The organism is Rhodococcus sp. C-2 (genome assembly GCF_027854095.1).
Classification (GTDB): Bacteria; Actinomycetota; Actinomycetes; order Mycobacteriales; family Mycobacteriaceae; genus Rhodococcus_F; species Rhodococcus_F qingshengii.
Map to the genome: position 1 here is coordinate 85,950 of NZ_JAQGFI010000014.1, position 21,789 is coordinate 107,738.

General features: G+C 62.7%; 21 protein-coding genes and 1 pseudogene. 13 read left to right on the forward strand and 9 right to left on the reverse strand.

Annotation, left to right across the window (positions count from 1 at the left end):
- The first annotated feature begins 19 nt into the window (after positions 1 to 19).
- The 5 genes from PCS43_RS26770 to PCS43_RS26790 all read left to right on the forward strand — a co-directional run bounded on the left by PCS43_RS26770 (position 20) and on the right by PCS43_RS26790 (position 7,992).
- Positions 20 to 1,312 carry an adenosylmethionine--8-amino-7-oxononanoate transaminase gene (locus tag PCS43_RS26770; protein WP_030537108.1) on the forward strand — a complete coding sequence of 431 codons (1,293 nt, stop codon included), beginning with the start codon at positions 20 to 22 and terminating at the stop codon, positions 1,310 to 1,312.
- A gap of 57 nt (positions 1,313 to 1,369) precedes the next feature.
- A complete protein-coding gene (gene glgX / locus PCS43_RS26775) occupies positions 1,370 to 3,709 on the forward strand; it encodes a glycogen debranching protein GlgX (RefSeq protein ID WP_003941662.1) in 2,340 nt (779 codons plus the stop codon).
- Positions 3,710 to 3,722: 13 nt separating this feature from the next.
- The gene (gene treY, locus PCS43_RS26780; RefSeq protein ID WP_209908872.1) at positions 3,723 to 6,089 is read left to right on the forward strand and encodes a malto-oligosyltrehalose synthase; all 2,367 of its coding nucleotides are present in this window, start codon (positions 3,723 to 3,725) and stop codon (positions 6,087 to 6,089) included.
- Positions 6,090 to 6,183: 94 nt separating this feature from the next.
- A complete protein-coding gene (locus PCS43_RS26785) occupies positions 6,184 to 6,996 on the forward strand; it encodes a mycofactocin-coupled SDR family oxidoreductase (protein ID WP_007733124.1) in 813 nt (270 codons plus the stop codon).
- A gap of 66 nt (positions 6,997 to 7,062) precedes the next feature.
- A complete protein-coding gene (locus PCS43_RS26790; protein WP_209908875.1) occupies positions 7,063 to 7,992 on the forward strand; it encodes an NADP-dependent oxidoreductase in 930 nt (309 codons plus the stop codon).
- On the opposite strand, the gene PCS43_RS26795 is transcribed toward PCS43_RS26790, so the two are convergent.
- Positions 7,982 to 8,428, reverse strand: a complete 447-nt coding sequence (locus PCS43_RS26795; protein WP_223304504.1) for a PaaI family thioesterase — start codon at positions 8,426 to 8,428, stop codon at positions 7,982 to 7,984. The genes PCS43_RS26790 and PCS43_RS26795 overlap by 11 nt on opposite strands.
- Positions 8,429 to 8,483: 55 nt before the next feature.
- On the opposite strand from PCS43_RS26795, the gene PCS43_RS26800 reads away from it, so the two are divergent.
- Positions 8,484 to 9,077, forward strand: coding sequence for a TetR/AcrR family transcriptional regulator (locus tag PCS43_RS26800; RefSeq protein ID WP_003941729.1), 594 nt, complete (start codon positions 8,484 to 8,486; stop codon positions 9,075 to 9,077).
- A gap of 49 nt (positions 9,078 to 9,126) precedes the next feature.
- On the opposite strand, the gene PCS43_RS26805 is transcribed toward PCS43_RS26800, so the two are convergent.
- Positions 9,127 to 10,035, reverse strand: a complete 909-nt coding sequence (locus tag PCS43_RS26805; protein ID WP_209908878.1) for an EamA family transporter — start codon at positions 10,033 to 10,035, stop codon at positions 9,127 to 9,129.
- A gap of 83 nt (positions 10,036 to 10,118) precedes the next feature.
- On the opposite strand from PCS43_RS26805, the gene PCS43_RS26810 reads away from it, so the two are divergent.
- Positions 10,119 to 11,009, forward strand: a complete 891-nt coding sequence (locus PCS43_RS26810) for a LysR family transcriptional regulator (RefSeq protein WP_042450139.1) — start codon at positions 10,119 to 10,121, stop codon at positions 11,007 to 11,009.
- A gap of 1 nt (position 11,010) precedes the next feature.
- Here PCS43_RS26810 and PCS43_RS26815 read toward each other — a convergent pair whose 3' ends face one another.
- Genes PCS43_RS26815 through PCS43_RS26825 form a run of 3 tightly spaced genes read right to left on the reverse strand, consistent with a single transcriptional unit; the run spans position 11,011 to position 12,299 of the window.
- Positions 11,011 to 11,367: a PLD nuclease N-terminal domain-containing protein gene (locus PCS43_RS26815; RefSeq protein ID WP_003941757.1), complete on the reverse strand. Its 357-nt coding sequence runs from the start codon at positions 11,365 to 11,367 to the stop codon at positions 11,011 to 11,013.
- Positions 11,368 to 11,423: 56 nt separating this feature from the next.
- Positions 11,424 to 12,047, reverse strand: a complete 624-nt coding sequence (locus tag PCS43_RS26820) for a TetR/AcrR family transcriptional regulator (RefSeq protein ID WP_270923136.1) — start codon at positions 12,045 to 12,047, stop codon at positions 11,424 to 11,426.
- A gap of 57 nt (positions 12,048 to 12,104) precedes the next feature.
- A complete protein-coding gene (locus PCS43_RS26825) occupies positions 12,105 to 12,299 on the reverse strand; it encodes a DUF1918 domain-containing protein (RefSeq protein ID WP_003941743.1) in 195 nt (64 codons plus the stop codon).
- Between the two features lie 178 nt (positions 12,300 to 12,477).
- On the opposite strand from PCS43_RS26825, the gene PCS43_RS26830 reads away from it, so the two are divergent.
- The 4 genes from PCS43_RS26830 (at position 12,478) to PCS43_RS26845 (ending at position 15,717) form a co-directional block, all read left to right on the forward strand.
- Positions 12,478 to 14,490 (forward strand): MFS transporter, encoded by a 2,013-nt coding sequence (locus PCS43_RS26830; RefSeq protein ID WP_209908882.1) that lies wholly within the window; start codon positions 12,478 to 12,480, stop codon positions 14,488 to 14,490.
- A 58-nt stretch (positions 14,491 to 14,548) separates the two neighbouring features.
- Positions 14,549 to 15,139, forward strand: coding sequence for a TetR/AcrR family transcriptional regulator (locus PCS43_RS26835; RefSeq protein ID WP_003941800.1), 591 nt, complete (start codon positions 14,549 to 14,551; stop codon positions 15,137 to 15,139).
- Entirely contained in the window at positions 15,136 to 15,267 is a 132-nt protein-coding gene (locus PCS43_RS26840) for a hypothetical protein (RefSeq protein WP_256082667.1), read from the forward strand. The genes PCS43_RS26835 and PCS43_RS26840 overlap by 4 nt, the downstream gene beginning before the upstream one ends.
- A gap of 123 nt (positions 15,268 to 15,390) precedes the next feature.
- The gene (locus tag PCS43_RS26845) at positions 15,391 to 15,717 is read left to right on the forward strand and encodes a VOC family protein (RefSeq protein WP_230691664.1); all 327 of its coding nucleotides are present in this window, start codon (positions 15,391 to 15,393) and stop codon (positions 15,715 to 15,717) included.
- Here the strand turns inward: PCS43_RS26845 and PCS43_RS26850 are convergent.
- The 4 genes and pseudogenes from PCS43_RS26850 to PCS43_RS26865 form a co-directional block, all read right to left on the reverse strand.
- Positions 15,716 to 16,105, reverse strand: a pseudogene (locus PCS43_RS26850) (arsenate reductase ArsC); the annotation flags it as partial. The gene PCS43_RS26845 and the pseudogene PCS43_RS26850 sit on opposite strands and share 2 nt — an antisense overlap.
- Complete coding sequence (gene arsB / locus PCS43_RS26855) at positions 16,102 to 17,205, reverse strand: ACR3 family arsenite efflux transporter (protein WP_003941673.1); 1,104 nt, start codon at positions 17,203 to 17,205, stop codon at positions 16,102 to 16,104. The pseudogene PCS43_RS26850 and the gene arsB, both read right to left, overlap by 4 nt.
- The gene (locus tag PCS43_RS26860) at positions 17,202 to 17,588 is read right to left on the reverse strand and encodes an ArsR/SmtB family transcription factor (RefSeq protein ID WP_003941739.1); all 387 of its coding nucleotides are present in this window, start codon (positions 17,586 to 17,588) and stop codon (positions 17,202 to 17,204) included. Before PCS43_RS26860 ends, arsB begins: the two co-directional genes overlap by 4 nt.
- 64 nt (positions 17,589 to 17,652) lie before the next feature.
- Positions 17,653 to 18,537 (reverse strand): helix-turn-helix domain-containing GNAT family N-acetyltransferase, encoded by an 885-nt coding sequence (locus tag PCS43_RS26865; RefSeq protein ID WP_058039465.1) that lies wholly within the window; start codon positions 18,535 to 18,537, stop codon positions 17,653 to 17,655.
- Between the two features lie 96 nt (positions 18,538 to 18,633).
- On the opposite strand from PCS43_RS26865, the gene PCS43_RS26870 reads away from it, so the two are divergent.
- Positions 18,634 to 19,995 (forward strand): NAD(P)-binding domain-containing protein, encoded by a 1,362-nt coding sequence (locus PCS43_RS26870; RefSeq protein ID WP_007733143.1) that lies wholly within the window; start codon positions 18,634 to 18,636, stop codon positions 19,993 to 19,995.
- A gap of 69 nt (positions 19,996 to 20,064) precedes the next feature.
- Positions 20,065 to 21,786: a malto-oligosyltrehalose trehalohydrolase gene (gene treZ, locus PCS43_RS26875; RefSeq protein WP_007733144.1), complete on the forward strand. Its 1,722-nt coding sequence runs from the start codon at positions 20,065 to 20,067 to the stop codon at positions 21,784 to 21,786.
- The last annotated feature ends 3 nt before the right edge of the window (positions 21,787 to 21,789 follow it).

Genomic DNA, 21,789 nt, shown 5'->3' on the forward strand with positions numbered 1-21,789 from the left:
CAATGGTTAGGGTGCATCCGTGCTCACAACCGGACTTGATCCCCATGACGTCTCCGCCATCGATGCCGATGTCCTCTGGCATCCGTACGGATCGTTTCCCGCGTCGACTCGTCCGCTGATCGTCGACTCTGCGCAGGGGGCTACCCTGACGCTCTCCGACGGCCGCCGATTGGTCGACGGGATGAGCTCGTGGTGGGCCGCCATTCACGGCTACCGCAATCCCGTGCTCGACACCGCCGCCGCACGGCAGCTCGGCAAAATGAGCCATGTCATGTTCGGCGGACTGACGCACGAACCCGCCGCTCGCCTCGGGCGACTGCTCGTCGACATCACACCACCTCACCTCGACAAGGTGTTCCTCTCCGACTCCGGTTCGGTGGCCGTCGAAGTCGCAGTGAAGATGTGCCTGCAGTACTGGCGGAGCCTCGGAAAGCCGTCGAAGAATCGTTTGATGACCTGGCGCGGCGGATACCACGGTGACACCTTCACCCCCATGAGCGTCTGCGATCCCGACGGCGGCATGCATTCTCTCTGGACCGACGTCCTGCGCCCTCAGGTCTTCGCGCAGGCTCCCCCGGCGGGCTATCTCCCCGAATACGTGCAGGAGTTGGAATCGCTCTTGGCCGAGCATCACGAGGACCTCGCAGCGGTGATCGTGGAACCGGTGGTCCAAGGCGCCGGCGGAATGCGTTTCCACGATCCCGCGTACCTGATCGACCTGCGTAACCTCTGCGACAAGTACCAAGTCCTCCTGGTCTTCGACGAGATCGCGACCGGATTCGGACGCACCGGAGAATTGTTCGCCGCCGATCACGCCGGCGTCAGTCCCGACGTCATGTGCGTCGGCAAGGCACTGACCGGCGGGTACATGAGTCTGGCGGCAACGCTGTGCACCACGGAGATCGCGGAGACCATCACTGCCGGTGAGGGCGGCGGGCTGATGCACGGCCCCACCTTCATGGGCAATCCACTCGCGTGCGCCGTCGCGGTGGCGTCGACCGAACTTCTGCTTGCGATGGACTGGCGGCGTGACGTCGCAACCCTCGAACGTGGCCTCGCTCGAGGCCTCGCCGAAGCCGTCACAATTCCCGGGGTCGTCGACGTCCGCGTCAAAGGCGGAATCGGAGTGATCGAACTCGAACAGCCGGTCGACATGCAGAGCGCGACCGATGCAGCCGTCGACGCCGGCGTCTGGCTCCGGCCGTTCCGCAACCTCGTATACGCGATGCCTCCGTACCTGTGTTCGGAGGCAGAGGTGGAACAGATCACAGCCGGAATGCTTGCAACCGCCCGCAGCCAGGCGAAACGGTGATCGGCACCGTAGACAGTCGACGAGATTCGATCGGCTGCACCCGATAGGGTCTGATTCATGGATCAACCGCCGAGCGAGACCTCAGCCACTCCCATCCCGGTATGGCCTGGCAGTGCGTACCCACTCGGTGCCACCTACGACGGCGCTGGGACCAATTTCTCGCTCTTCTCCGAGGTCGCCGAGGCCGTCGAGCTGTGCCTGATCGCCAAGGACGGAACCGAAACCCGCATTCGGATGGACGAGGTCGACGGTTACGTCTGGCATGCGTACCTTCCGTCGGTATCCCCCGGCCAGCGATACGGCTACCGCGTACACGGGCCGTACGATCCGGCTGCGGGTCTGCGATGCGATCCGAGCAAGCTCCTGCTGGACCCGTACGGAAAAGCGTTCGACGGAGACTTCGACGGAGACCGTTCGCTGTTCTCGTACGACGTCGAATCGGCGGCGGACCCCGAACCTTCAGGAGACGACGAATCTCCCGCCGTGGAGCCGCAAGAGGCTACCGACGAAACGAGTTCGGAAGCCGAATCGGACGAGGTGGGCCTCGAAGACGACTCGCCCACGGGCGATCAGGAATCGGACGAGATCCTCGAGCCCGAACCCTTCGAGCCGGAACCACTCGTCGACGAACCCGCCACCATCCCTTTCCCCCAACATGATTCGCTCGGCCATACGATGTCGACCGTCGTCATCAACCCGTTCTTCGATTGGGCGTCCGACCACTCGCCGAAGCGTCCATATCACGAGACGGTCATCTACGAAGCGCACGTCAAGGGTATGACCGCGACGCATCCCGGAGTTCCGGAGGAATTGCGCGGCACGTACGCGGGGCTCGCTCATCCGGTGATCATCGAGCACCTCACCGATCTGGGTGTCACGGCGATCGAACTGATGCCGGTCCACCAGTTCATGCACGATCAGGTGCTTCTCGACCAAGGTCTGCGAAACTACTGGGGTTACAACACCTTCGGCTTTCTCGCTCCACACACCGACTACTCCTCGGCCACGAAACCCGATGCGGCCGTAGCGGAATTCAAAGCCATGGTGCGCAGCTTCCACCAGGCGGGTATCGAAGTGATCCTCGACGTGGTCTACAACCACACCGCCGAGGGCAATCACATGGGGCCGACCATCAGCTTCCGCGGAATCGACAATGCCGCCTACTACCGCCTGGTCGACGGCGACGAAGAGCACTACATGGACTACACCGGAACGGGCAACAGCCTCAACGCCCGTCATCCGCATACGCTGCAATTGATCATGGACTCTCTGCGGTACTGGGTCACGGAGATGCACGTCGACGGTTTCCGCTTCGACCTCGCCTCGACACTCGCCCGTGAACTGCACGACGTGGACCGCCTTTCGGCCTTCTTCGATCTCGTGCAACAGGATCCGATCGTCAGTCAGGTGAAGCTGATCGCCGAACCGTGGGACGTCGGCGAAGGCGGTTACCAGGTCGGCAACTTCCCCGGCCTGTGGACCGAATGGAACGGCAAATACCGCGACACCGTCCGCGACTACTGGCGTGGTGAGCCGGCAACGCTGGGGGAGTTCGCCTCCCGTCTCACCGGATCCTCTGATCTCTACGAGGCCACCGGACGTCGCCCTGGCGCGAGCATCAACTTCGTCATCGCCCACGACGGTTTCACCCTGCACGACCTCGTCTCGTACAACGAGAAGCACAACGAAGCCAACGGTGAGAACAACAACGACGGCGAATCGCACAACCGATCGTGGAACTGCGGAGTCGAAGGCCCCACCGACGACCCGGAAATCCTCGAACTGCGTGGCCGTCAGAGCCGGAACATACTGGCTACGCTGATGCTCAGCCAGGGCACCCCGATGCTTGCTCACGGCGACGAGATGGGCCGAACTCAGCAGGGTAACAACAACGTTTACTGCCAGGATTCGGAACTGTCATGGATGGATTGGACTCTCGCGGAAACCAACGCCGACCTCGTCGAGTTCACCAAGCGCGCAATTGCCTTGCGCGCCAAGAACCCGGTCTTCCGGCGTCGTCGATTCTTCGAGGGGCGACCTATTCGAAGCGGCGATCAGAGTCGCGACATCGCCTGGCTCACGCCGTCTGGCGAAGAGATGACTCCGGCCGACTGGGACAGCGGTTTCGGCAAGTCGTTGGCTGTCTTTCTCAACGGTGACGCGATCCCGGAACCGAACTACCGTGGCGAGCGCGTCACCGGAGATTCGTTCCTTCTCTGCTTCAACGCCCACTACGAAGATCTCGAATTCTCCACCCCCAACGCGGACTACGCCTCGGAGTGGACCGTCGTACTCGACACCTCGGTCCCCACCGGTGAGAGCGATACCGTGATCAAAGCCGGAACAACATTGGATGTAAAAGCGCGAGCATTGACGGTACTTCGCAGAACCGCTTGAGGGAGACGTGCACATGGCCCCGATAACCAGCACCTACAGACTGCAGTTGCGACCGGATGCATTCACTCTTCGTGATGCGGCCGCACAGGTGGACTACTTCGAGGCATTGGGGGTCTCACATCTCTATCTCTCCCCCATCCTCACTGCGACGTCCGGATCGACGCACGGCTACGACGTCACCGATCCGACAACCGTGTCCGAAGGACTTGGTGGCCGCGAGGCCCTGGTGGAGCTCTCGCGCGCCGTTCGATCACGTGGGATGGGCCTGATCGTCGATCTGGTCCCCAACCACGTCGGTGTCGCCAAACCTCGCGAAAATGCTTGGTGGTGGGACGTTCTCACGCACGGGCAGTCGTCGGAGTACGCGCATTTCTTCGACATCGATTGGGCCGAGGACAACGGAGCCAACGGCGCCGACGGCAAACTCTCACTCCCGGTACTGGGTAGCCCGGACGATCTCGACGCACTGACTGTCGAGAAAGATGGCGAGGAAACACTTCTCGCGTTCTACGAGCACCGCTTCCCCATCGCTGCCGGTACTGAATTCGGATCTCCACAGGAGGTGCACTCCAGGCAGTCGTACCGACTCGTACCGTGGAACGCCGGGATCGTCAACTACCGACGGTTCTTTGCCGTCAACGAACTCGCTGCGCTGCGCCAGGAGGACCCCCACGTCTTCGAACTCTGCCATCGGCAAGTGAAGTCGTGGGTCGACGAAGGACTGATCGACGGCGTTCGCATCGATCATCCGGACGGACTCGCGAATCCGGCGGAATATCTCGGGCGCCTGCGAGAACTGATCGGACCAGATCAGTGGCTCGTGATCGAAAAGATCCTCGGCCATACGGAACCACTCGATCCGATGCTCCCGATCGACGGCACCACCGGATACGACGCCCTCAATCAGCTGGGCGGCATTTTCGTCGATCCCGCCGCCGAACTCGAATTGACCGAACTCTCGGCAGATCTGACCGGCGACGACGGGGACAGTACGTGGTTGCATCACACCGAACGTCAGTTCAAACGCGACACCGGGCGCGGTGACCTGGCACCGGAGGTTCGCAGGCTCGTACGTGCAATCCGACGCGAAACCGGAAGTCGTTGCAGTGAGACCGAACTGAACGACGCAGTTGTCGTCGCGATCGCTCGGATGCCGGTGTACCGATCCGACTACAGTCCCCTCGCCGGTTTGGCCGCTCGGATCGTCGGCGACATGCACGAATTGGCTCCCGGACATGAACCATCGTTCAACGTGTTGGCGCAATCCCTGGTGAACAGCGGTGAAGCCTCAGTTCGCTTCCAGCAGGTGTGTGGCGCTGTCATGGCCAAGTCCGTCGAAGATCGACTCTTCTATCGGACGGCGCGCCTGGTCTCACGTCAGGAAGTCGGCGGCAACCCGGCATCGCTTGCCGTCTCCGTCGCCGAATTCCATCTCCACAACGCGGACCGAGCGAAGCGGTGGCCGCGCGCGATGACGAGTCTGTCCACTCACGACACCAAACGCGGCGAGGACGTGCGGGCACGGATCGGTGTTGTGTCTCAGGTGCCGACGCTGTGGGCCCGGCTGATTCGCGAGTGGGAAGACGTGTGCCCCAGCCCTGATCCGCTTACCGGATTGTTCTTGTGGCAGAACATCATCGGTGTGTGGCCGGCGGACGGCCGCTCGGCAGCCTCGGTTCCAGAGCTGCGCGAGCGTTTGCACGCCTATGCGGAGAAAGCCGTCCGCGAGTCCGGCGCCAGAACTTCCTGGAACGATCCGGACGTCGACTTCGAGTCGGCAGTGCACCGCTGGATCGACGAGGTGATCGACGGCCCAGTCGGTGATTCGGTCAGCGAATTCGTCGGCAGGATCGCGCGTCACGGCTGGTCGGACTCTCTGGGCCAAAAGCTGCTCCAACTTCTCGGGCCCGGCGTTCCCGACGTCTACCAGGGCACTGAGCTGTGGGAGGACTCGTTGGTCGATCCGGACAACCGGCGGCTTGTCGACTACGGAACGAGGCGATCACTGCTCGATTCCGGCGCCGCGCCGATCGACGCAACAGGAACCGCAAAGTTGCACCTCGTTCGCACGGCACTGACACTGCGGCGGGAGAACCCCTCGTGGTTCGATCACGGTGAGTACCGGCCGGTCTTCGCTTCAGGTTCCGGATCCGGTCATCTGGTCGGCTTCTCGCGCGGCCCGGCAGGTGATCCGCCCATGGTCGTCGCTCTGGCGACGCGACATTCGCTCGGACTCTCGTCGCACGGTTGGAGAGATACGCGAGTGGACCTGCCAGATGGCGAATGGGTCGACGCACTGAGCGGACAACCCGTCTTGTCTTCGGATGCGCGGGACATCTTCGCTGCCGGGCCATGTGCCCTGTTGACCAGGGTGCGCTGAGCGGTTTCCGCTGACTGGGCATTCACCCCCGAAAAGAACTTCGTCGCGCTAACTTCCGAAGAGCAGATCATCACCACTAGTCGGAGGTTTGAGCATGGCCGCCAGTCGATTCACCGGAAAAGTTGCCTTCATCACCGGAGCCGCCCGTGGTCAGGGGCGCGCCGAAGCTGTCCGGCTGGCAGAAGAGGGCGCAGACATCATCGCCGTCGACGCGTGTGTTCAATTCGAATCCACCTCGTATGCCGGCGCCACCGACGACGACCTGGCCGAGACAGTCGAACTGGTCAAGGCCCTGGACCGTCGAATTGTCGCTACCAAGACCGACGTTCGCGACTTCTCTGCGCTGTCCGCGGCGCTCGCGGCCGGCATCGACGAATTGGGGCGACTTGACGTCGTCGTCGCGAACGCCGGAATCTGTTCTGCCAACATGTCCTGGGAAATCACGCCCGAGCAGTGGCAGGAAACGCTCGACGTCAACCTGACCGGCGTCTTCCACACCGCCAAGGCAGCGATCCCGCACCTGATCAAGCAAGGCACCGGTGGCTCGATCATCTTCACCAGCTCCGTCGCCGGCCTGCGCGGCCTCCCCTTCCTCGGCCATTACGTCGCGAGCAAACACGGCATCACCGGTCTGGCCAAGACGATGGCCTCGGAGTTGGGGCAGTACAACATTCGGGTCAACACCATCCACCCACACGGCGTGGAAACCGGAATGCAGATGACGGACATGCGGCCGCTCATCGACGCCAACGCCCACACACTCGGTCCGATCTTCATGCAGACCTTGCCCGACCCGGTCAGCCAGCCGGAGGACATCGCCGCCGCCGTCGCGTTCCTCGGTTCCGACGAGGCCCATCACATCACCGGCATCGCGATGCCGCTCGATCTGGGCACCCTGATCCGCTGATCGAATCTTCTCGAGTTTTTCCCGTCCTCGGGGAATATCGCTTCCCCGAGGACGGTTGCGCGAGACATGACCAAAACTGTTGTAGCGCGGACGTACGGCACGCCCGAGGTCCTGAAGCTGGTGGACGTCGATTTACCGTCACCGAAATCAGGTGAAGTCCTGGTCGACGTGAAGGCGATCGGCGTCAATCCCTTCGACTTCAAGCTCTACAGCGGCGCTTTCGGCACCGACCCCGAGAAACTTCCCATCCGCCTCGGCGGCGAGGCAGCGGGCGTCGTCTCGGCTGTCGGCGACGGCGTCACAAATGTGAACGTCGGCGACGAAGTGATCGTCAGCCCCGGCAACGGCCTCTACTCCGAACAAGTAGTCGTGCCGGTCTCCTCTGTCACCGCGAAGCCCGCAGGCATCAGCTGGGAACAGGCAGCCGGCCTCCTTCTGGTCGGCGGAACTGCAGTCGACGCCCTCGACACCATTCGGGTCGGTTCCGGCGACACCGTTCTCATCCACGGCGCGTCCGGCGGCGTCGGCGCGATCGCTGTTCAGTTGGCAGTTGGTCGCGGAGCTACGGTGATCGGCACTGCGGGAGCCTCGAATCAGGATTACGTGCGCTCGCTCGGCGCCACGCCTGTGCTCTACGGCCACGGCCTCGAAGCGCGTGTCCGTGAACTCGCGCCGAACGGCGTCGATGCGGCGTTCGACACCGCCGGAACGGACGAAGCCGTCGATGCATCTCTGGCTTTGGTCACCGACAAGAGTCGCATCGTCACCATCGTCGCGTTCGGACGCGCCCAGACCGACGGCTTCGCGTCTGTCGGCGGAGGCAATCCGGCAAGTGCCGAAGCACGTTTGAAGGCTCGATCCGAGCTGGTCGAACAAGCCGGTTCCGGACATCTCACCGTGAAGATCGCCAAGACTTTCCCACTAACGGACGTCGCGCTCGCTCACACCGAGTTGCAGAGCTCCCATCCCGCCGGGAAGTTCATCCTCATTCCCTGACGTTGCTTGCGGTTCCCTGTGTCTGAGGGGCGAGTGGAACCAACAGGGTGGTGCCGAACGCGACGAGCACCGATTCGCCTTCGCGTTCGGCATGTACCTCGGCAGTGACGAACACCTGCTTGCGCCCGGCCTTGACCGAGCGCGCCGTAGCGACAAATGCGGTTCCGACGCCCGGACTCACGAAATTGACCGCGCAGTTGGACGCCGCCACGACACCTACCTGGGTGAAAGCAGCAAATCCGCACGCGGTGTCGACGAGTCCCGCCACGAGCGCAGCGTGCAGGTGTCCCGAGTACTGGCCCAGATCCTCACGCCATTCGAGCCGCAGACAAACGCGACCCGGTTCGGCCTCCGTGACTTCGAATCCGGCCCACCGGTTGAAGGCCGCCGAGGCGTTGACCGCCCGCAACTGTTCGAGCATTTCAGAATTTCCCATGTAGACCAGTCTACATAGATTGTGGTGGATCGCTGGGGTGTTTAAGCTCCAACTCGTGGCGACTCCCCCGAAACACCGCGAAGCACTCGTACGAGCTGCGGCCGATCTGTTTCGCCGCCAGGGGTATGCGGCAACGGGCCTCAACGAGATCCTCAAGTCGAGCGGGGCGCCGAAAGGTTCGCTGTACCACTACTTTCCCGGCGGCAAAGAGCAGATCGGCGAAGAGGTCGTCCGCGTCGGCGGGCAGTTGGTCACCGACACCCTGACCGAACTCGCCGACAGCCAATCGGACGCCGGGTCGCTGCTGCGCGAGTACGCGCGGTTGCTCGCCGGATGGGTGAGCGATTCGGATTTCCACGAAGGCTCGCCGATCACGACGGTGTTGTTGGAACTTGCCCCCGATTCGGAGAGCGTGACAGCCGCCGGACAGGCGGTGTATCGACAGTGGACTTCGCTACTGCGCGACACACTGATCGCGTCCGGGGTCGGACGTGCGCGAGCGGAACGGCTTGCCGTCCTGGCAGTGTCCGCGCTCGAGGGCTCGCTGGTGCGGGCTCGCGTCGAACGATCCGGTCAGCCGATTCTCGATTCCCTCGGCGAGGTCGCCGACGTGTTCGACGGAGCAATCGCCGCGGCGCACTCGCACTGAGCGAACGCGACCTGAGCGAACGCGACCTGAGCGAACGGCACTCTCGGTCTCATGAAGGCGCCGAAAGGTACGTTCGCTCGGAATCGGAGGGTGGCTCAGTCGGCTTCCGGGCGCCATCCCGAGCACCATCCCGAGCACCACCGCGGGCCGCCCCGATCCCTGCGACGACGACGCACGCGATACCTGCCACGGCCAGAACACTCGGAACCTGTTGCAGCACAACCAGACCGATAAGCTGCGCGAAAGCAGGCTCGAGACTCATCAGCGTGCCGAACGCCGCCGTGGACAGCCTTCGCAACGAGACCATCTCCAGAACGAACGGCACGACGGGCAGCAAGATCGCGAGTCCGAGGCCCACGAGAATCAGATGCGGAGTCAGCCGCCCGATAGCCGAGTGGCCTACGGCAATTGTCGCGGCCAACCCGGCTACCGCCATCGACACCGCCAGCCCGTTGATACCGGCAACCTCGTCGCCGACGCGCTGGGTGAGCACTATGTACATCGCCCAGCAGAGCGCCGCACCGAGTGCGTACGCCACACCGACCAGATCGACTGTCCCTGCCCATGGTTCGGTGAGAAGCACGACGCCCACGCCTGCCAGAACCGGCCACAGAACGCGGCCACGCCCCCGGAGCAATGCAACCGTCAGCGGACCCAAGAATTCCAATGCGCTTGCTGTTCCCAGCGGAAGGCGCTCCACCGCTGCCATGAACAGGAGCGTCATGCCTGCGGTGACCACACCCAGAACCACGCAAGCCAGAAACGCCTTGCGAGTGAACGCCGAAGGTCGGGGCCTGACGATGATCAGAAGAATGATGCCTGCCCAGGCGAGTCGTAGCCACGCCGCTCCGTCTGCGCCGAGCTGATCGATCAGGCCCACCGACACAGCGAGCCCGAGCTGCACGCACAACATCGCCAAAACAGCCAGGCCCACTCCGGCCCGCGCTTTCGTATCCATAGCTGAATTGAACGGGAGGCCAACCGTTCGTGTCCACGCGATTTTGACCTACATTATGTTCACGATTAGTGAATGATCGAAGAATAGAAACCCGTCGACTCCATCTCCTCCTCGAACTCTCCCGCTTGGGTTCGATGCGTGCGGTCGCCGAAGCGCACAACCTCACGACGTCGACAGTGTCCCAACAACTCGCGGCCTTGACCGCGGAGACCGGTACCGCACTGATCGAGCCCGACGGTCGCCGGGTGCGGCTGACGCCGGCCGGTCAACGGCTGGCCGAACATGCCGTCACCATCCTGGCAGCCGTCGATGCAGCTCGCCTGGACCTCGATCCGGACGCGGAACCGGTGGGGACCCTGCGAGTCGGCGGATTCGCAACTGCGATCAGAACCGCGATGCTCCCCGTCGCTCGAAGCCTGCAACGCAGTCACCCGCAGGTGGACGTGATGATCTACGAATACGAACCCGTCGAGGCTTTTGCACTCCTCGAACGCGACGATCTAGACCTCGCACTGACGTACGACTACAACCTTGCCCCCGCGTCGCCGAGCCCACTACTCGAAGCAATTCCGCTCTGGTCGACGCCATGGGGACTGTGTGTTCCCGACGACGCCAAAGCTCCCGACAAGTCCACAGAATCCGGAATCGATCTCCGCGCCTTCGCCGACACGTCATGGATAGTGAACTCACGCAACACGGCAGACGAGCGCGCTGTGCGAACCCTCGCGTCGCTGGCCGGGTTCACCCCTCGGATCACTCACCAGATCGACAGTCTCGACTTGGTCGAACTCTTGATCCTCAGTGGTTACGGCGTGGGGCTGATGCCGCTCGAACGCAAGACTCGCGAAGGCGTGCGCGTCGAACCACTCGTCGATCCGCCCGTCATCCTCACTGCCTATGCGGTGACGCGTCGCGGCCGATCGTCGTGGCCGCCGCTTCGGCTCGTGTTGGACCGACTCACGGCCTACCGATAACTCACATCCGATCAGCGTCGCCGTCGCGGCGCTGCTGCTTGGCAATTCGACGCTGCTCTTCCGCCCGCTCGCGGCACTGACGCAAGAAGGCTTCGTCCGCCGCCGGATCCTGCGCAACGGCACGTCCCGGGCGCTCGTATTCGCCGTAACCGGTTGGGCCGACGTAACCGCGGGGCGCGTTCTGTCCGCGCCCGACCACCAGCCACAGAACCGATCCCAAAGTAGGAAGGAAGATGATGATCAGAATCCAGACGACCTTGGGTAGGTACTGGATGTAGGCGTCATCTCTCGTGATGGCGTCGACGATGCAGAAAATCCACAGCAACATCGTGATGAGGCCGAACAAGGCATAGGGCACGCTGGCGATTCCTCCCGAGAATAAAAACCCTCGCCATGCTAACGAAAACAGACCAATTAGTACATTAGATTCTGGCGAATGTTGAACTCGAGCCATCCTCGGTACGCATCGACGTCCCATCCACTGACCCGACGCAATTGCTGATGAAGCTGAGGCGAGACGAAAGCGGCAAGTATGCCCGCGGCTTTCTCGAGCGAAATCTCAGGCCTCAACAAGCCATGCTCGGAGAGACCCTCGGCTATCGACATCGCATTGATGGCCGACTGATCCGACGACTCCTCGGATAGTCGACGCATGTCGGCATCCGCACCCGAGGATTCGACCGCGACCATCATCAGAGCGCCGGCACGTTCGAGCAGTCCGATGCCCTGAGCCACGATCTGGGAGACGATCCGGCGAACGTCATCGGGGTCCGAGGCCAGGTTCGGCGCGCCGAGTGGAACCTCTTCGGCATCGAGCGCCGCAGCGAGGGCCGCTTCGAAGATCTCGAGTTTCCCGCCGGGGAAGGCTGTGAACACCGTCCGATCGGCGACGCCGGCCGAGGCGGCAATCTGCTTGACGGTGGCTTTGACATACCCGTCTCGAATAAACAAGGCCGTCGCCGCATCACGAATGAGTTCACGCGTTCGCTGCGCGGAAGCTTCACGCACGCGGGAGTGGTACTGGCGTCTGCCCTCCATTGCGCACACTTTAGCCGCATTCGATGCAACGACCATGCATGGAAAGAATCGTGCAGCTCAGGAGCCTTTTCCGGGGTGATCTATCCAGCCGTCGCTACCGGGAAACACCAACGCCTCGTGGCCGTTGTCGTACCTGACCAGATACGGAGGACCGCCGTCCTCGCCGTGCACCTCGAGAACCTCGGCAGTTACCTCCGCCTGCCCCACCACGCGCCCCTGGACGTGGAGACGGTCACCCACTTCGGCATGCATCACTCCTCCTCGCTGCCCGCTCGCGCAGGCGCAGACCAACCACTGACGTTGTTCCCGCCATGCCGACTCGGAAACCCCGGGGCGAGTTGCCGTCGTGAGAAATCGCATATTCACCGAAGGTGACACCGACGGGTGAACAGTGGTTCACTCAGGGTGAATTCCCGTTCACCATCGCCGCGTGAAGGACCGTCTCTTGGCATTGCACTCGTCTCCGACCACTCGCCGTTCAAGTCGGCTCATTACCGCAATTCTCTGTCTTTCCGGCACCGTGGTCGCGCTGCAACAAACGATGGTCATTCCGTTGTTGCCCGATTTCCCGAAGATCCTCGGCGTCAGCGCTGACGACGCCTCCTGGCTCGTCACCGTCACGCTCCTCACGAGTGCCGTCGCCACTCCGATCGTCTCCCGCCTGGCAGACATGTTCGGAAAACGACGCATGATGCTGATCTCGATGACGATGATCGTGGTCGGATCACTGGTCGCGGCGATCGGCGGCAACTTTGTCGCCCTGCTGATCGGACGTGGTCTCCAGGGCTTCGCGATCTCGATGATCCCCGTCGGAATCAGCATCATGCGCGACGAACTACCCAAGGAGAAGGTGGCGTCGGCAACAGCGTTGATGAGTGCCACTCTCGGAATCGGCAGCGCACTCGGGCTCCCGCTGTCCGGGTTGATCTTCGAGCATCTGGGCTGGCCCGCCATCTTCTGGCTCTCGGCGATCGTGGGCGTCCTGCTGATCATCGCGGTAGCCGTCGTCGTCCCGGAATCGAGTGTTCGTACCCGCGGCAAATTCGACTTCCTGGGCGCGGTCATGCTCTCGACAGCACTCACGGCGATCCTCCTCGCCATCTCCAAGGGCGCCAGTTGGGGGTGGACGAGCGAACTGACATTGCTGATGTTCGTCATCGGAATCGTGACTCTCGCATTGTGGTTCCCTTACGAACTCCGCGTTACCCAGCCGATGGTCGATCTTCGAACGTCGGCCAAGCGGCCTGTTCTGCTGACCAACGTCGCCTCGATCCTCGTCGGCTTCTCGATGTACGCGAACAACCTCTCCACCACCCAACAACTTCAGATGCCGAAGATCTCCGGCTACGGCTTCGAACTGGGCGTGATGGCGGCCGGACTGTGCATGATTCCGGCAGGCCTCGCGATGGTCTTCTTCGCGCCCGTCTCCGCGAACATCACGAAGCGATTCGGAGCCAAGATCACCCTGATCGTCGGCGGCACGGTGCTCGCGCTCGCCTACATCGCGCGAGTGTTCCTGACCGGTTCGATAGCACTGATCATCATCAGCGCGGCGGTGGTCAGCATCGGAACCGCAATTGCCTACTCCGCGATGCCGATGCTGATCATGCGATCGGTTCCGATTACCGAAACCGCGTCGGCAAACGGCCTCAATTCGCTGCTCCGCTCAGTCGGTACTTCCACGTCCAGCGCGGTGGTTGCCGCCATGCTCACGTCGATGGTCATCCCGTCCGGGCCGGGCGAGGGCCTTCCGTCGATCGACGCCTTCAAGAACATCTTCTGGCTGGCCGCCCTCGCCGCCGTGGCTGCTGCCGCTGCCGCTGCGTTCATTCCTCGCCGCGGCGCAAAACCGGAAGCGGCACTTCGCCCGGTGACCCCGGAAGGGTTCGAGCTTCCCGACGCCGCCGTGTCCGAAACGGAAATTGTGGTTGCCGGTCGTGTGATCCGGGCCGACAGCCGACCGATCCGGCAGGCAGTTGTCACCGTGATGGATATGGAGGGTCGACCGATCGATTGGAGTCGCGCCGACAACGAGGGCAACTTTTCCCTCGCCCTACCCCGGCCCGGACGGTATTTGGTAGTGACGAGTGCCGACGGCTGGTCCCCTCGGTCGCAGGTGATCGCTTTCGACAGCGCGCAATCGACGCACACCGTCGAACTCGGTGACCGCCTCACCATCTCCGGCAAGGTCGGAGTCGGCGGCCGAACAACCTCGGGAACCGTCGTCACGCTCACGAAACCGACCGGCGAATTCGTCGCATCCACCGTCACCGACGGAACCGGGCACTACGGAATCGCGCTCCCGACATCCGGCCGGTACATCCTGACCGCGCTGACCGAGAGCGGACACGGCACATTGGCTCGTCAGATAGCGGTCATCGCGCAGTCCACCGTCGTCGACTTCGACGTACCCGTCGATGCCGAGCCGTTGACGACAGTATGAACGCCAGTACGAGCAACCGAACGCATGGCGATCGGGTATCGAGGCGGAGGCGAGCGACATGAGCAGCGGCGAAGCCAGCATCCTCACAGCAGCGAAAGCCTTGTTCGCGGAACGAGGTTACGCATCGACGACCATCAAGGACATCGCGGTCGCAGCCGGCTACTCCCCTGCCCTGGTCATGAAGATCTACGGCAGCAAAGCTCGGCTGTACTCGGCTGCGATCCCGTCCGCACCTCCGATGGACGAGGATCCGAATGCCGACGCCACCGGAGACATCGGCTGTCAACTGGTCGAGAAACTTGTCGCTCGTAGAGAATCCGACGAAACCGATCCGTGGGCAATGCTCGCAGTACACGTTCACGAGGCGCCAGATCCGGCCGCCGCTCGGGCCGAGATCAAGCAACGATACGTTCACGGGATCGCGCGCCGCATCGGCGACACGGAGCCCGGTTTGGTACGCAGCCAGATCGTCGTCTCACTGCTGCTCGGACTGGCCACCGGCATGCGGACGCTCGAACTCCTCGGTGAGGATTCACTGTCGTCGGAGGATCTGATCCGGCGCTACGGAAGGCTGATTCAAATAGCCGTCGACGAAATCGAACCGGTATCCGAGCACGAATCGTTCATCAGTGACACGGTGGAGGAATGACTACTTACCGATACCTCGACGCCGACCGGAATCTCCTCGAAGAGAAAGATTTCGAAACCGAGCAGGACGCACAGGAATACCGACTCTCCGTCCTCGGTGCCGAACACATCGAGCCCACCGACGAATGACGCCTCCGCAAAGGAAGCCGAAGCAAGGCATTCTGTAGCGTCGAGACCATGCCTGTAGCTTGCTTGGGATCGATCACCCTCGATTGCAGTGATCCACAACGCCTTGCGGAATTCTGGCGAAATATGCTGGGCGGCGAAATCACGTACAACACTGAGAAGTTTGCGACCGTCAGCACAGGCGGTGGCCAGATCACCGCAATCCGCATCGACGAACACCGCCCGAGCACGTGGCCGATGGCTGCAATACCGAAGCAGATTCATCTGGATTTAGTGGTCGATGATCTGGACATCGCACAGGAGCAAGCTGTCAGCCTCGGTGCTCAAATCGGTAGCCGGCAGAACGCGCCGGAGCGTTGCCGGGTTCTACTCGATCCCGCTGGTCATCCGTTCTGTTTGTGTCTGGCGGGTCCGAATCTGTCGCCGTGGTCAATGCCTGGCGAATCTGCGTGAGTTCGTCGATCAGAGCTTGAACGCGCCGCTCGATTTCGTCACGGATCGGGCGAACTGCTTCAAGGCCCTGTCCGGCCGGGTCGTCGAGAACCCAGTCTCGGTAACTCTTGCCGGGGAAGATCGGGCACGTGTCGCCGCAGCCCATGGTGATGACGACATCCGAATCCTGGACGGCGTCGACAGTGAGGATCTTCGGAGACTGCGCTGAGATGTCGATACCGCGCTCTGCCATCGCCTCGACCGCTGCCGAATTGACGGTCTCGGCGGGTGCGGATCCGGCGGAACGGACCTCGATGGCGTCGCCTGCGAGATGGCTCAGGAATCCCGCGGCCATCTGAGATCGACCGGCATTGTGGACGCAGACGAACAACACCGATGGTTTGCTCATGACCTCGCTCTTTCTCGACTGGATGAAACCTCTTCGACTGCAAAGCGTTTGCGTAGTGCAAGGGAGACATAGACCAGCCCGACGAGCACCGGTACCTCGATCAGCGGGCCGACGACACCGGCAAGAGCTTGCCCCGAGGTGGCGCCGTAGGTGGCGATGGCTACCGCGATCGCGAGTTCGAAGTTGTTGCCCGCGGCGGTGAACGCCAGGGTCGTGGTGCGTTCATAGCCCAATCCGATTGCGGCGCCGAGGATGTAGCCTCCGCCCCACATGAGCGCGAAGTACGCGAGCAGGGGCAGCGCGATCCGGACGACATCCCAAGGCTGGGAGGTGATCTGTTCGCCCTGCATCGAGAAGAGCACGACGATGGTGAACAGCAGACCGTAGAGCGCCCAGGGGCTGATCTTGGGGATGAACTTGTTGTCGTACCAGTCGCGGCCTTTGGCGCGTTCGCCGAAGAAGCGGGACAGAAAACCTGCCAGCAGCGGGATACCGAGGAAGATCAGAACGGATTTGGCGATCTGCCAGGGCGAGGTGTCGATGGTGGTCTGTTCGAGGCCGAGCCACCCGGGCAGGACCGAGAGGTAGAACCAACCGAGCACGGCGAACATGATCACCTGGAACACCGAATTGATGGCGACCAGCACCGCGGCGGCTTCGCGGTCTCCGCAGGCCAGGTCGTTCCAGATGATCACCATCGCGATGCAGCGAGCGAGACCGACGATGATCAAACCGGTTCGGTATTCCGGCAGGTCAGGCAGAAACAGCCAGGCGAGGGCGAACATCAGCGCCGGGCCGAGAACCCAGTTCAGGAACAGGGAGCCGGCGAGGAGTTTCTTGTCCCCGGTGACTGTGTCGAGGCGGTCGTAGCGGACCTTCGCCAGGACCGGGTACATCATGATCAGCAGACCGAGGGCGATCGGTAGCGAGATGCCGTCGATCTGCACCTTGTCCAGGGCAGTGTTCACACCGGGGATCCAGCGTCCAACCAGCAGGCCGACGACCATGGCCACGCCGATCCAGACCGCCAGATAGCGGTCGAGGGTGGAGAGTTTTCCGACGACTTCGGGGTGTTCGGTGGTGGCAGCGGTGTTGCTCATGCGGTGACCTCAGCGCAAGCGTCTGCGGCACTCACGCTCGCACCTTCTACCAGCAGAACGGCGGAAAGCTGTTGCAGCGCAGCCGGAATAACCCAGTAGTACACCCAGGTCCCGCGTCGTTCACAATCGAGCAGCCCGGCCTGGCGCAACACCTTCAGGTGATGCGAGATAGTCGGCTGAGACAAGTCGAACGAGTCGGAGATGTCGCAGACGCAGGCTTCACCACCCTCGTGACTTGCCACCAAGCTGAGCAAGCGGAGACGAACCGGATCGCCGAGGGCCTTGAACATCCGAGACAAGTCTCCGGCCCAATCCTCAGTCAACGGTTCACGAACGAGCGGGGTGCAGCAAGCCTCGGAGTCCGGCAGCTCTTGATTCGACATTCTTCGATATTGACAGATATCGAATCAACGCGCAATCGGGCATCCGGTCAGCCGGATCCCGGACTCATCCCTCGGCGATCGCCGTTCGACGCTCGAGCAGAACAGTGTCGCGCCACACGCCGTCGAGTTCGGCGATCTTCTCGCGAAGGCCGACCGTTCGAAACCCGGCCGAATGATGGAGCGAGATGGAGGCACGGTTCTCCGGGAACATCGACGTCTGCAGAGTCCAGAGTCCGTCGGCGTCGGCGGCCATGACTTGCTTGCGCAACAACGCCTTTCCGACGCCACGACCACGCATGCCGTCCGCAACGTACACGGAGTTCTCGGCAACCCCGCGGTAGCAGTCACGCTCGGAAACCGGACTCAACGCAGCCCATCCGACAACAACACCCCCGATAGTCGCCACCCATCGATGCTGCGGCAGCCACCGTTCGTGGAGATGCTCACGCGAGGGGACCTCAGCGGCAAAGGTGGCATTTCGGGTGTCGATACCCTCGCCGTAAATACGGCGAACCGCATCCCAGTCGTCGTCGATCATGGCCCGGACAGAGACATCGTCGGGCAGATCACTCGGGCAGCACGGACGCGGAGCAAGGACTCCCATCACCACATCCGCCGCCTGCGGCAAGGCAACGCAACACGTCGGACTCATCGCGACGACCGTGCTCGTCCCTTCCTTACGCATGGTCACAAAACCCACATCGGCGAGCTTGCGCAGGTGGTGCGACACCGTCGGTTGCCCGATCCCCAACGCCTCGGCGAGCGCTCCGACGGTAATACCACCGACCGCGCTCGCTACCCGGTGAAGCAATCGGACGCGCATCGGCTCGGCAAGGCAGGCGAACCACTGCGCGTAGGTATCGGCATCGCCCTGCGCGAGGACGGAAGAACGGATCTGATCCGGGTCCGAATCGCCGACTCGCACCGTCGGAGTCTGCAGCGAAGTCATCTCTCCACTATATCGACAGCTGTCGATGGTTGCCTACATTGATGATCGTCGATACAGTTCTCCGTAGATCGATAATCGTCGATGAAAGGCACGAAAATGAACCCCCTACCCGTTGTCGTGATCGGGGCCGGCCCGATCGGCCTGGCAGCCGCAGCAGAACTGCGCGAGCGCGGACTCACACCCCTTGTATTCGAGCGCGGAACCACAGCCGGTGCTGCGATCTCCGAGTGGAATCACGTTCGACTGTTCTCCCGGTGGTCCGAACTCGTCTCCCCCGCCGCGCGGCGACTCCTCGACCAGAATGGATGGAGCTCACCCGACGGGCAGACCTATCCGACCGGCCGGCAATGGCGCGAGCTCTACCTCGAACCACTCGCCTCGGCCCTCGCCGACCTGGTCCAGTTCGACACCGAGGTGATCGGCGTCGCTCGACGCGGACGTGACCTGGTCGTCGACGCCGGACGCGACAGCGAACCCCTCTCGATTCACCTGCGGCGCCGGGACGGAACCGAGGATCGGATGTTCGCCCAGGCCATTGTGGATGCGTCCGGCACCTGGGGCACCCCGAACCCGCTCGGTGGTGAAGGTCTTCCTGCACTCGGCGAAGGCGCGGTGGGTACTGCGATCCGGTACCGGGTTCCTGATCTCGACGATCCGGCAGTGCGGGCACAGTTCGCCGGAACGCACACCGTCATCGCAGGTAGTGGCCACTCCGCGCTGACGGCGATCGTTGCGCTGTCAGGGTTGGCGGAGCAGGCTCCGAGCACCCGCATCACCTGGGCGGTCCGCCGAGGAAACATCGGCTCTGCATTCGGAGGCGGCGACGCTGACGAACTGCCCACGCGCGGCGCCCTGGGCTTGCGTGCAAAGAAGGCCGTCGAGGATGGCCTGTTGAGAGTCGTCACCGGCTTCCGCACCGCAGAGGTGACAACTACCCCTTCGGGACAACTCATACTCGCCTCCGATGCGGGTGATCGCATCGAGAACGTGGACAACGTCATAACGCTGACCGGCTTCCGCCCCGATCTGTCCTGGCTCTCGGAAATTCGACTCGGCCTCGACCCGGTCTTACAAGCACCGGTCGAGCTTGCTCCGCTGATCGACCCGAACGTCCACTCGTGCGGCACCGTTTACCCGCATGGCGCGAAGGAGCTTCGCCATCCGGAGCCGGGGGTGTACTTGGCTGGAATGAAAAGCTACGGCCGAGCACCCACCTTCCTGGCGATGACCGGCTACGAGCAGGTTCGCAGCATCGCAGCCGAGCTCGCCGGCGATCACGAAGCAGCGGCCCGTGTCGAGTTGATCCTTCCGGAGACCGGAGTCTGCGGCGGCGCAGGCATTTTCGACGAACCTGACACAGCAGAAACCGACACAGGGAAAGCCGAGGGCGGATGCTGCAGCGCCCCCGCTCCGAAACTGATCACGCTGTCTGCACCGTCCGGCAACACCTGCGGATAGAAACAGTCCTTGACGACGGAACCAGCCCGCCGGGCTGCCACATCCGGCCGAACAAGGCATGCTGATCGTGTGCATACATTCGAGGTCTGGGCGCCAACACCGGAATCGGTCCGGGTCGAAGTCGACGGCATCACGCACGAGATGGACCGGACCGACGACGGGTGGTGGCGCGCCGAGGTCGACTGCGACAACCGCGCTCGCTACGGCTTTGTCGTCGACGGTGAAACACTCCCGGATCCGCGTTCACCACGCCAGCCCGAAGGCGTGCATCTCCGCTCCCAACTGCACCAACTCGACGAGGCGTCCTGGACCGACTCTCAGTGGACCGGACGACAACTCCCAGGATCATCGGTCTACGAACTGCACATCGGAACGTTCACCCCCGAAGGAACATTCGACGCCGCGATCGAACGTCTCGATCACCTGGTAGACCTCGGCGTCGGCTTCGTGGAAATCATGCCGGTCAACGGCTTCAACGGAACTCACAACTGGGGCTACGACGGTGTGCTCTGGTACACGGTCCACGAGATCTACGGTGGCCCGGACGGATTGCAACGCTTGGTGAATGCGGCCCACGAACGCGGACTCGGCCTGATTCTTGACGTGGTCTACAACCACCTGGGCCCGTCGGGCAACTACCTCGAAAAGTTCGGCCCCTACATTGCCGATGGAGCGAACACCTGGGGCCGAACGATCAACATCGGAGGCCCGCAGTCGGGCGAGGTTCGCGAGTACATCATCGGCAATGCCCTGCGATGGATGCGTGATTTCCACATCGACGGTCTACGCCTCGACGCCGTCCACGCGTTGGTCGATCACACCGGAACGCACATCCTCGAGGAACTCGCCGTCCGAACGGAAACACTGTCGGCCCATCTGGGCCGACCGCTCACGTTGATTGCCGAAAGTGATCTCAACGACGCCACTCTGATCACACCACGAGCGGCCGGCGGGTTCGGCTTGGACGCGCAGTGGGACGACGACATCCACCACACGATTCACACGGCCGTGTCCGGCGAACGCCAGGGTTATTACGCCGACTTCGGATCCTTGGAATCCCTTGCAAATACATTGCGGCGCGGTTTCTTCCACGCCGGAACGTATTCCTCGTTCCGTGGACGGGTTCACGGCCGGCCGATCGACATCACGCATCAGCCCGCCAGCGCCCTGCTCGCATACACGTGCACCCACGATCAGATCGGCAACCGCGCGATCGGGGACCGCCCGAGCGCCTATCTGACGCCAGGACAATTGGCGATCAAGGCGGCGCTGGTCCTGCTATCGCCGTACACACCGATGCTGTTCATGGGCGAGGAATGGGGAGCGACCACTCCGTTCCAGTTCTTCACCTCGCATCCGGAACCGGAACTCGGCGAGGCCACTGCCAAAGGCCGCAAAGCGGAGTTCGCGGCGCACGGCTGGAACAGTGACGACATTCCGGATCCGCAAGACCCACAGACATTTCTGCGATCGAAACTGGACTGGGACGAGCGAGACGACGAGACACGCGCTCGCGTCCTGGCCTGCTATCGCGATCTACTTGCCCTGCGCAGGAAGCGAATCGAGATCACCGACCCTTGGCTGGGGAACCTGCACGTCGACTACGACGAGGACGACCAGTGGATCACCTTGCGCCGCGGCGCATTACAGATCGTGTGCAATCTGGGAACGGACGCGGCCTCGGTTCCGGTCGGCGGAACCCCCATCCTCTGGTGGGATCCGCCGACACAGGACGAGACCGCGTCCGCAACAGTGGTGCCGGGGCACTCGTTCGTCGTACTCGAAAGCTGACTA

What these genes read in the sequence shown, in the direction of transcription:
- PCS43_RS26795 (WP_223304504.1), bottom strand. Translation starts at nt 8,428, where the DNA reads ATGGGAAATTCTGAAATGCTCGAACAGTTGCGGGCGGTCAACGCCTCG.
- PCS43_RS26785 (WP_007733124.1), top strand. Translation starts at nt 6,184, where the DNA reads ATGGCCGCCAGTCGATTCACCGGAAAAGTTGCCTTCATCACCGGAGCC.
- PCS43_RS26805 (WP_209908878.1), bottom strand. Translation starts at nt 10,035, where the DNA reads ATGGATACGAAAGCGCGGGCCGGAGTGGGCCTGGCTGTTTTGGCGATG.
- PCS43_RS26860 (WP_003941739.1), bottom strand. Translation starts at nt 17,588, where the DNA reads ATGTCGAATCAAGAGCTGCCGGACTCCGAGGCTTGCTGCACCCCGCTC.
- PCS43_RS26825 (WP_003941743.1), bottom strand. Translation starts at nt 12,299, where the DNA reads ATGCATGCCGAAGTGGGTGACCGTCTCCACGTCCAGGGGCGCGTGGTG.
- PCS43_RS26845 (WP_230691664.1), top strand. Translation starts at nt 15,391, where the DNA reads ATGCTGGGCGGCGAAATCACGTACAACACTGAGAAGTTTGCGACCGTC.
- PCS43_RS26835 (WP_003941800.1), top strand. Translation starts at nt 14,549, where the DNA reads ATGAGCAGCGGCGAAGCCAGCATCCTCACAGCAGCGAAAGCCTTGTTC.
- PCS43_RS26790 (WP_209908875.1), top strand. Translation starts at nt 7,063, where the DNA reads ATGACCAAAACTGTTGTAGCGCGGACGTACGGCACGCCCGAGGTCCTG.
- treY (WP_209908872.1), top strand. Translation starts at nt 3,723, where the DNA reads ATGGCCCCGATAACCAGCACCTACAGACTGCAGTTGCGACCGGATGCA.
- glgX (WP_003941662.1), top strand. Translation starts at nt 1,370, where the DNA reads ATGGATCAACCGCCGAGCGAGACCTCAGCCACTCCCATCCCGGTATGG.
- PCS43_RS26840 (WP_256082667.1), top strand. Translation starts at nt 15,136, where the DNA reads ATGACTACTTACCGATACCTCGACGCCGACCGGAATCTCCTCGAAGAG.
- PCS43_RS26865 (WP_058039465.1), bottom strand. Translation starts at nt 18,537, where the DNA reads ATGACTTCGCTGCAGACTCCGACGGTGCGAGTCGGCGATTCGGACCCG.
- PCS43_RS26820 (WP_270923136.1), bottom strand. Translation starts at nt 12,047, where the DNA reads ATGGAGGGCAGACGCCAGTACCACTCCCGCGTGCGTGAAGCTTCCGCG.
- arsB (WP_003941673.1), bottom strand. Translation starts at nt 17,205, where the DNA reads ATGAGCAACACCGCTGCCACCACCGAACACCCCGAAGTCGTCGGAAAA.
- PCS43_RS26870 (WP_007733143.1), top strand. Translation starts at nt 18,634, where the DNA reads ATGAACCCCCTACCCGTTGTCGTGATCGGGGCCGGCCCGATCGGCCTG.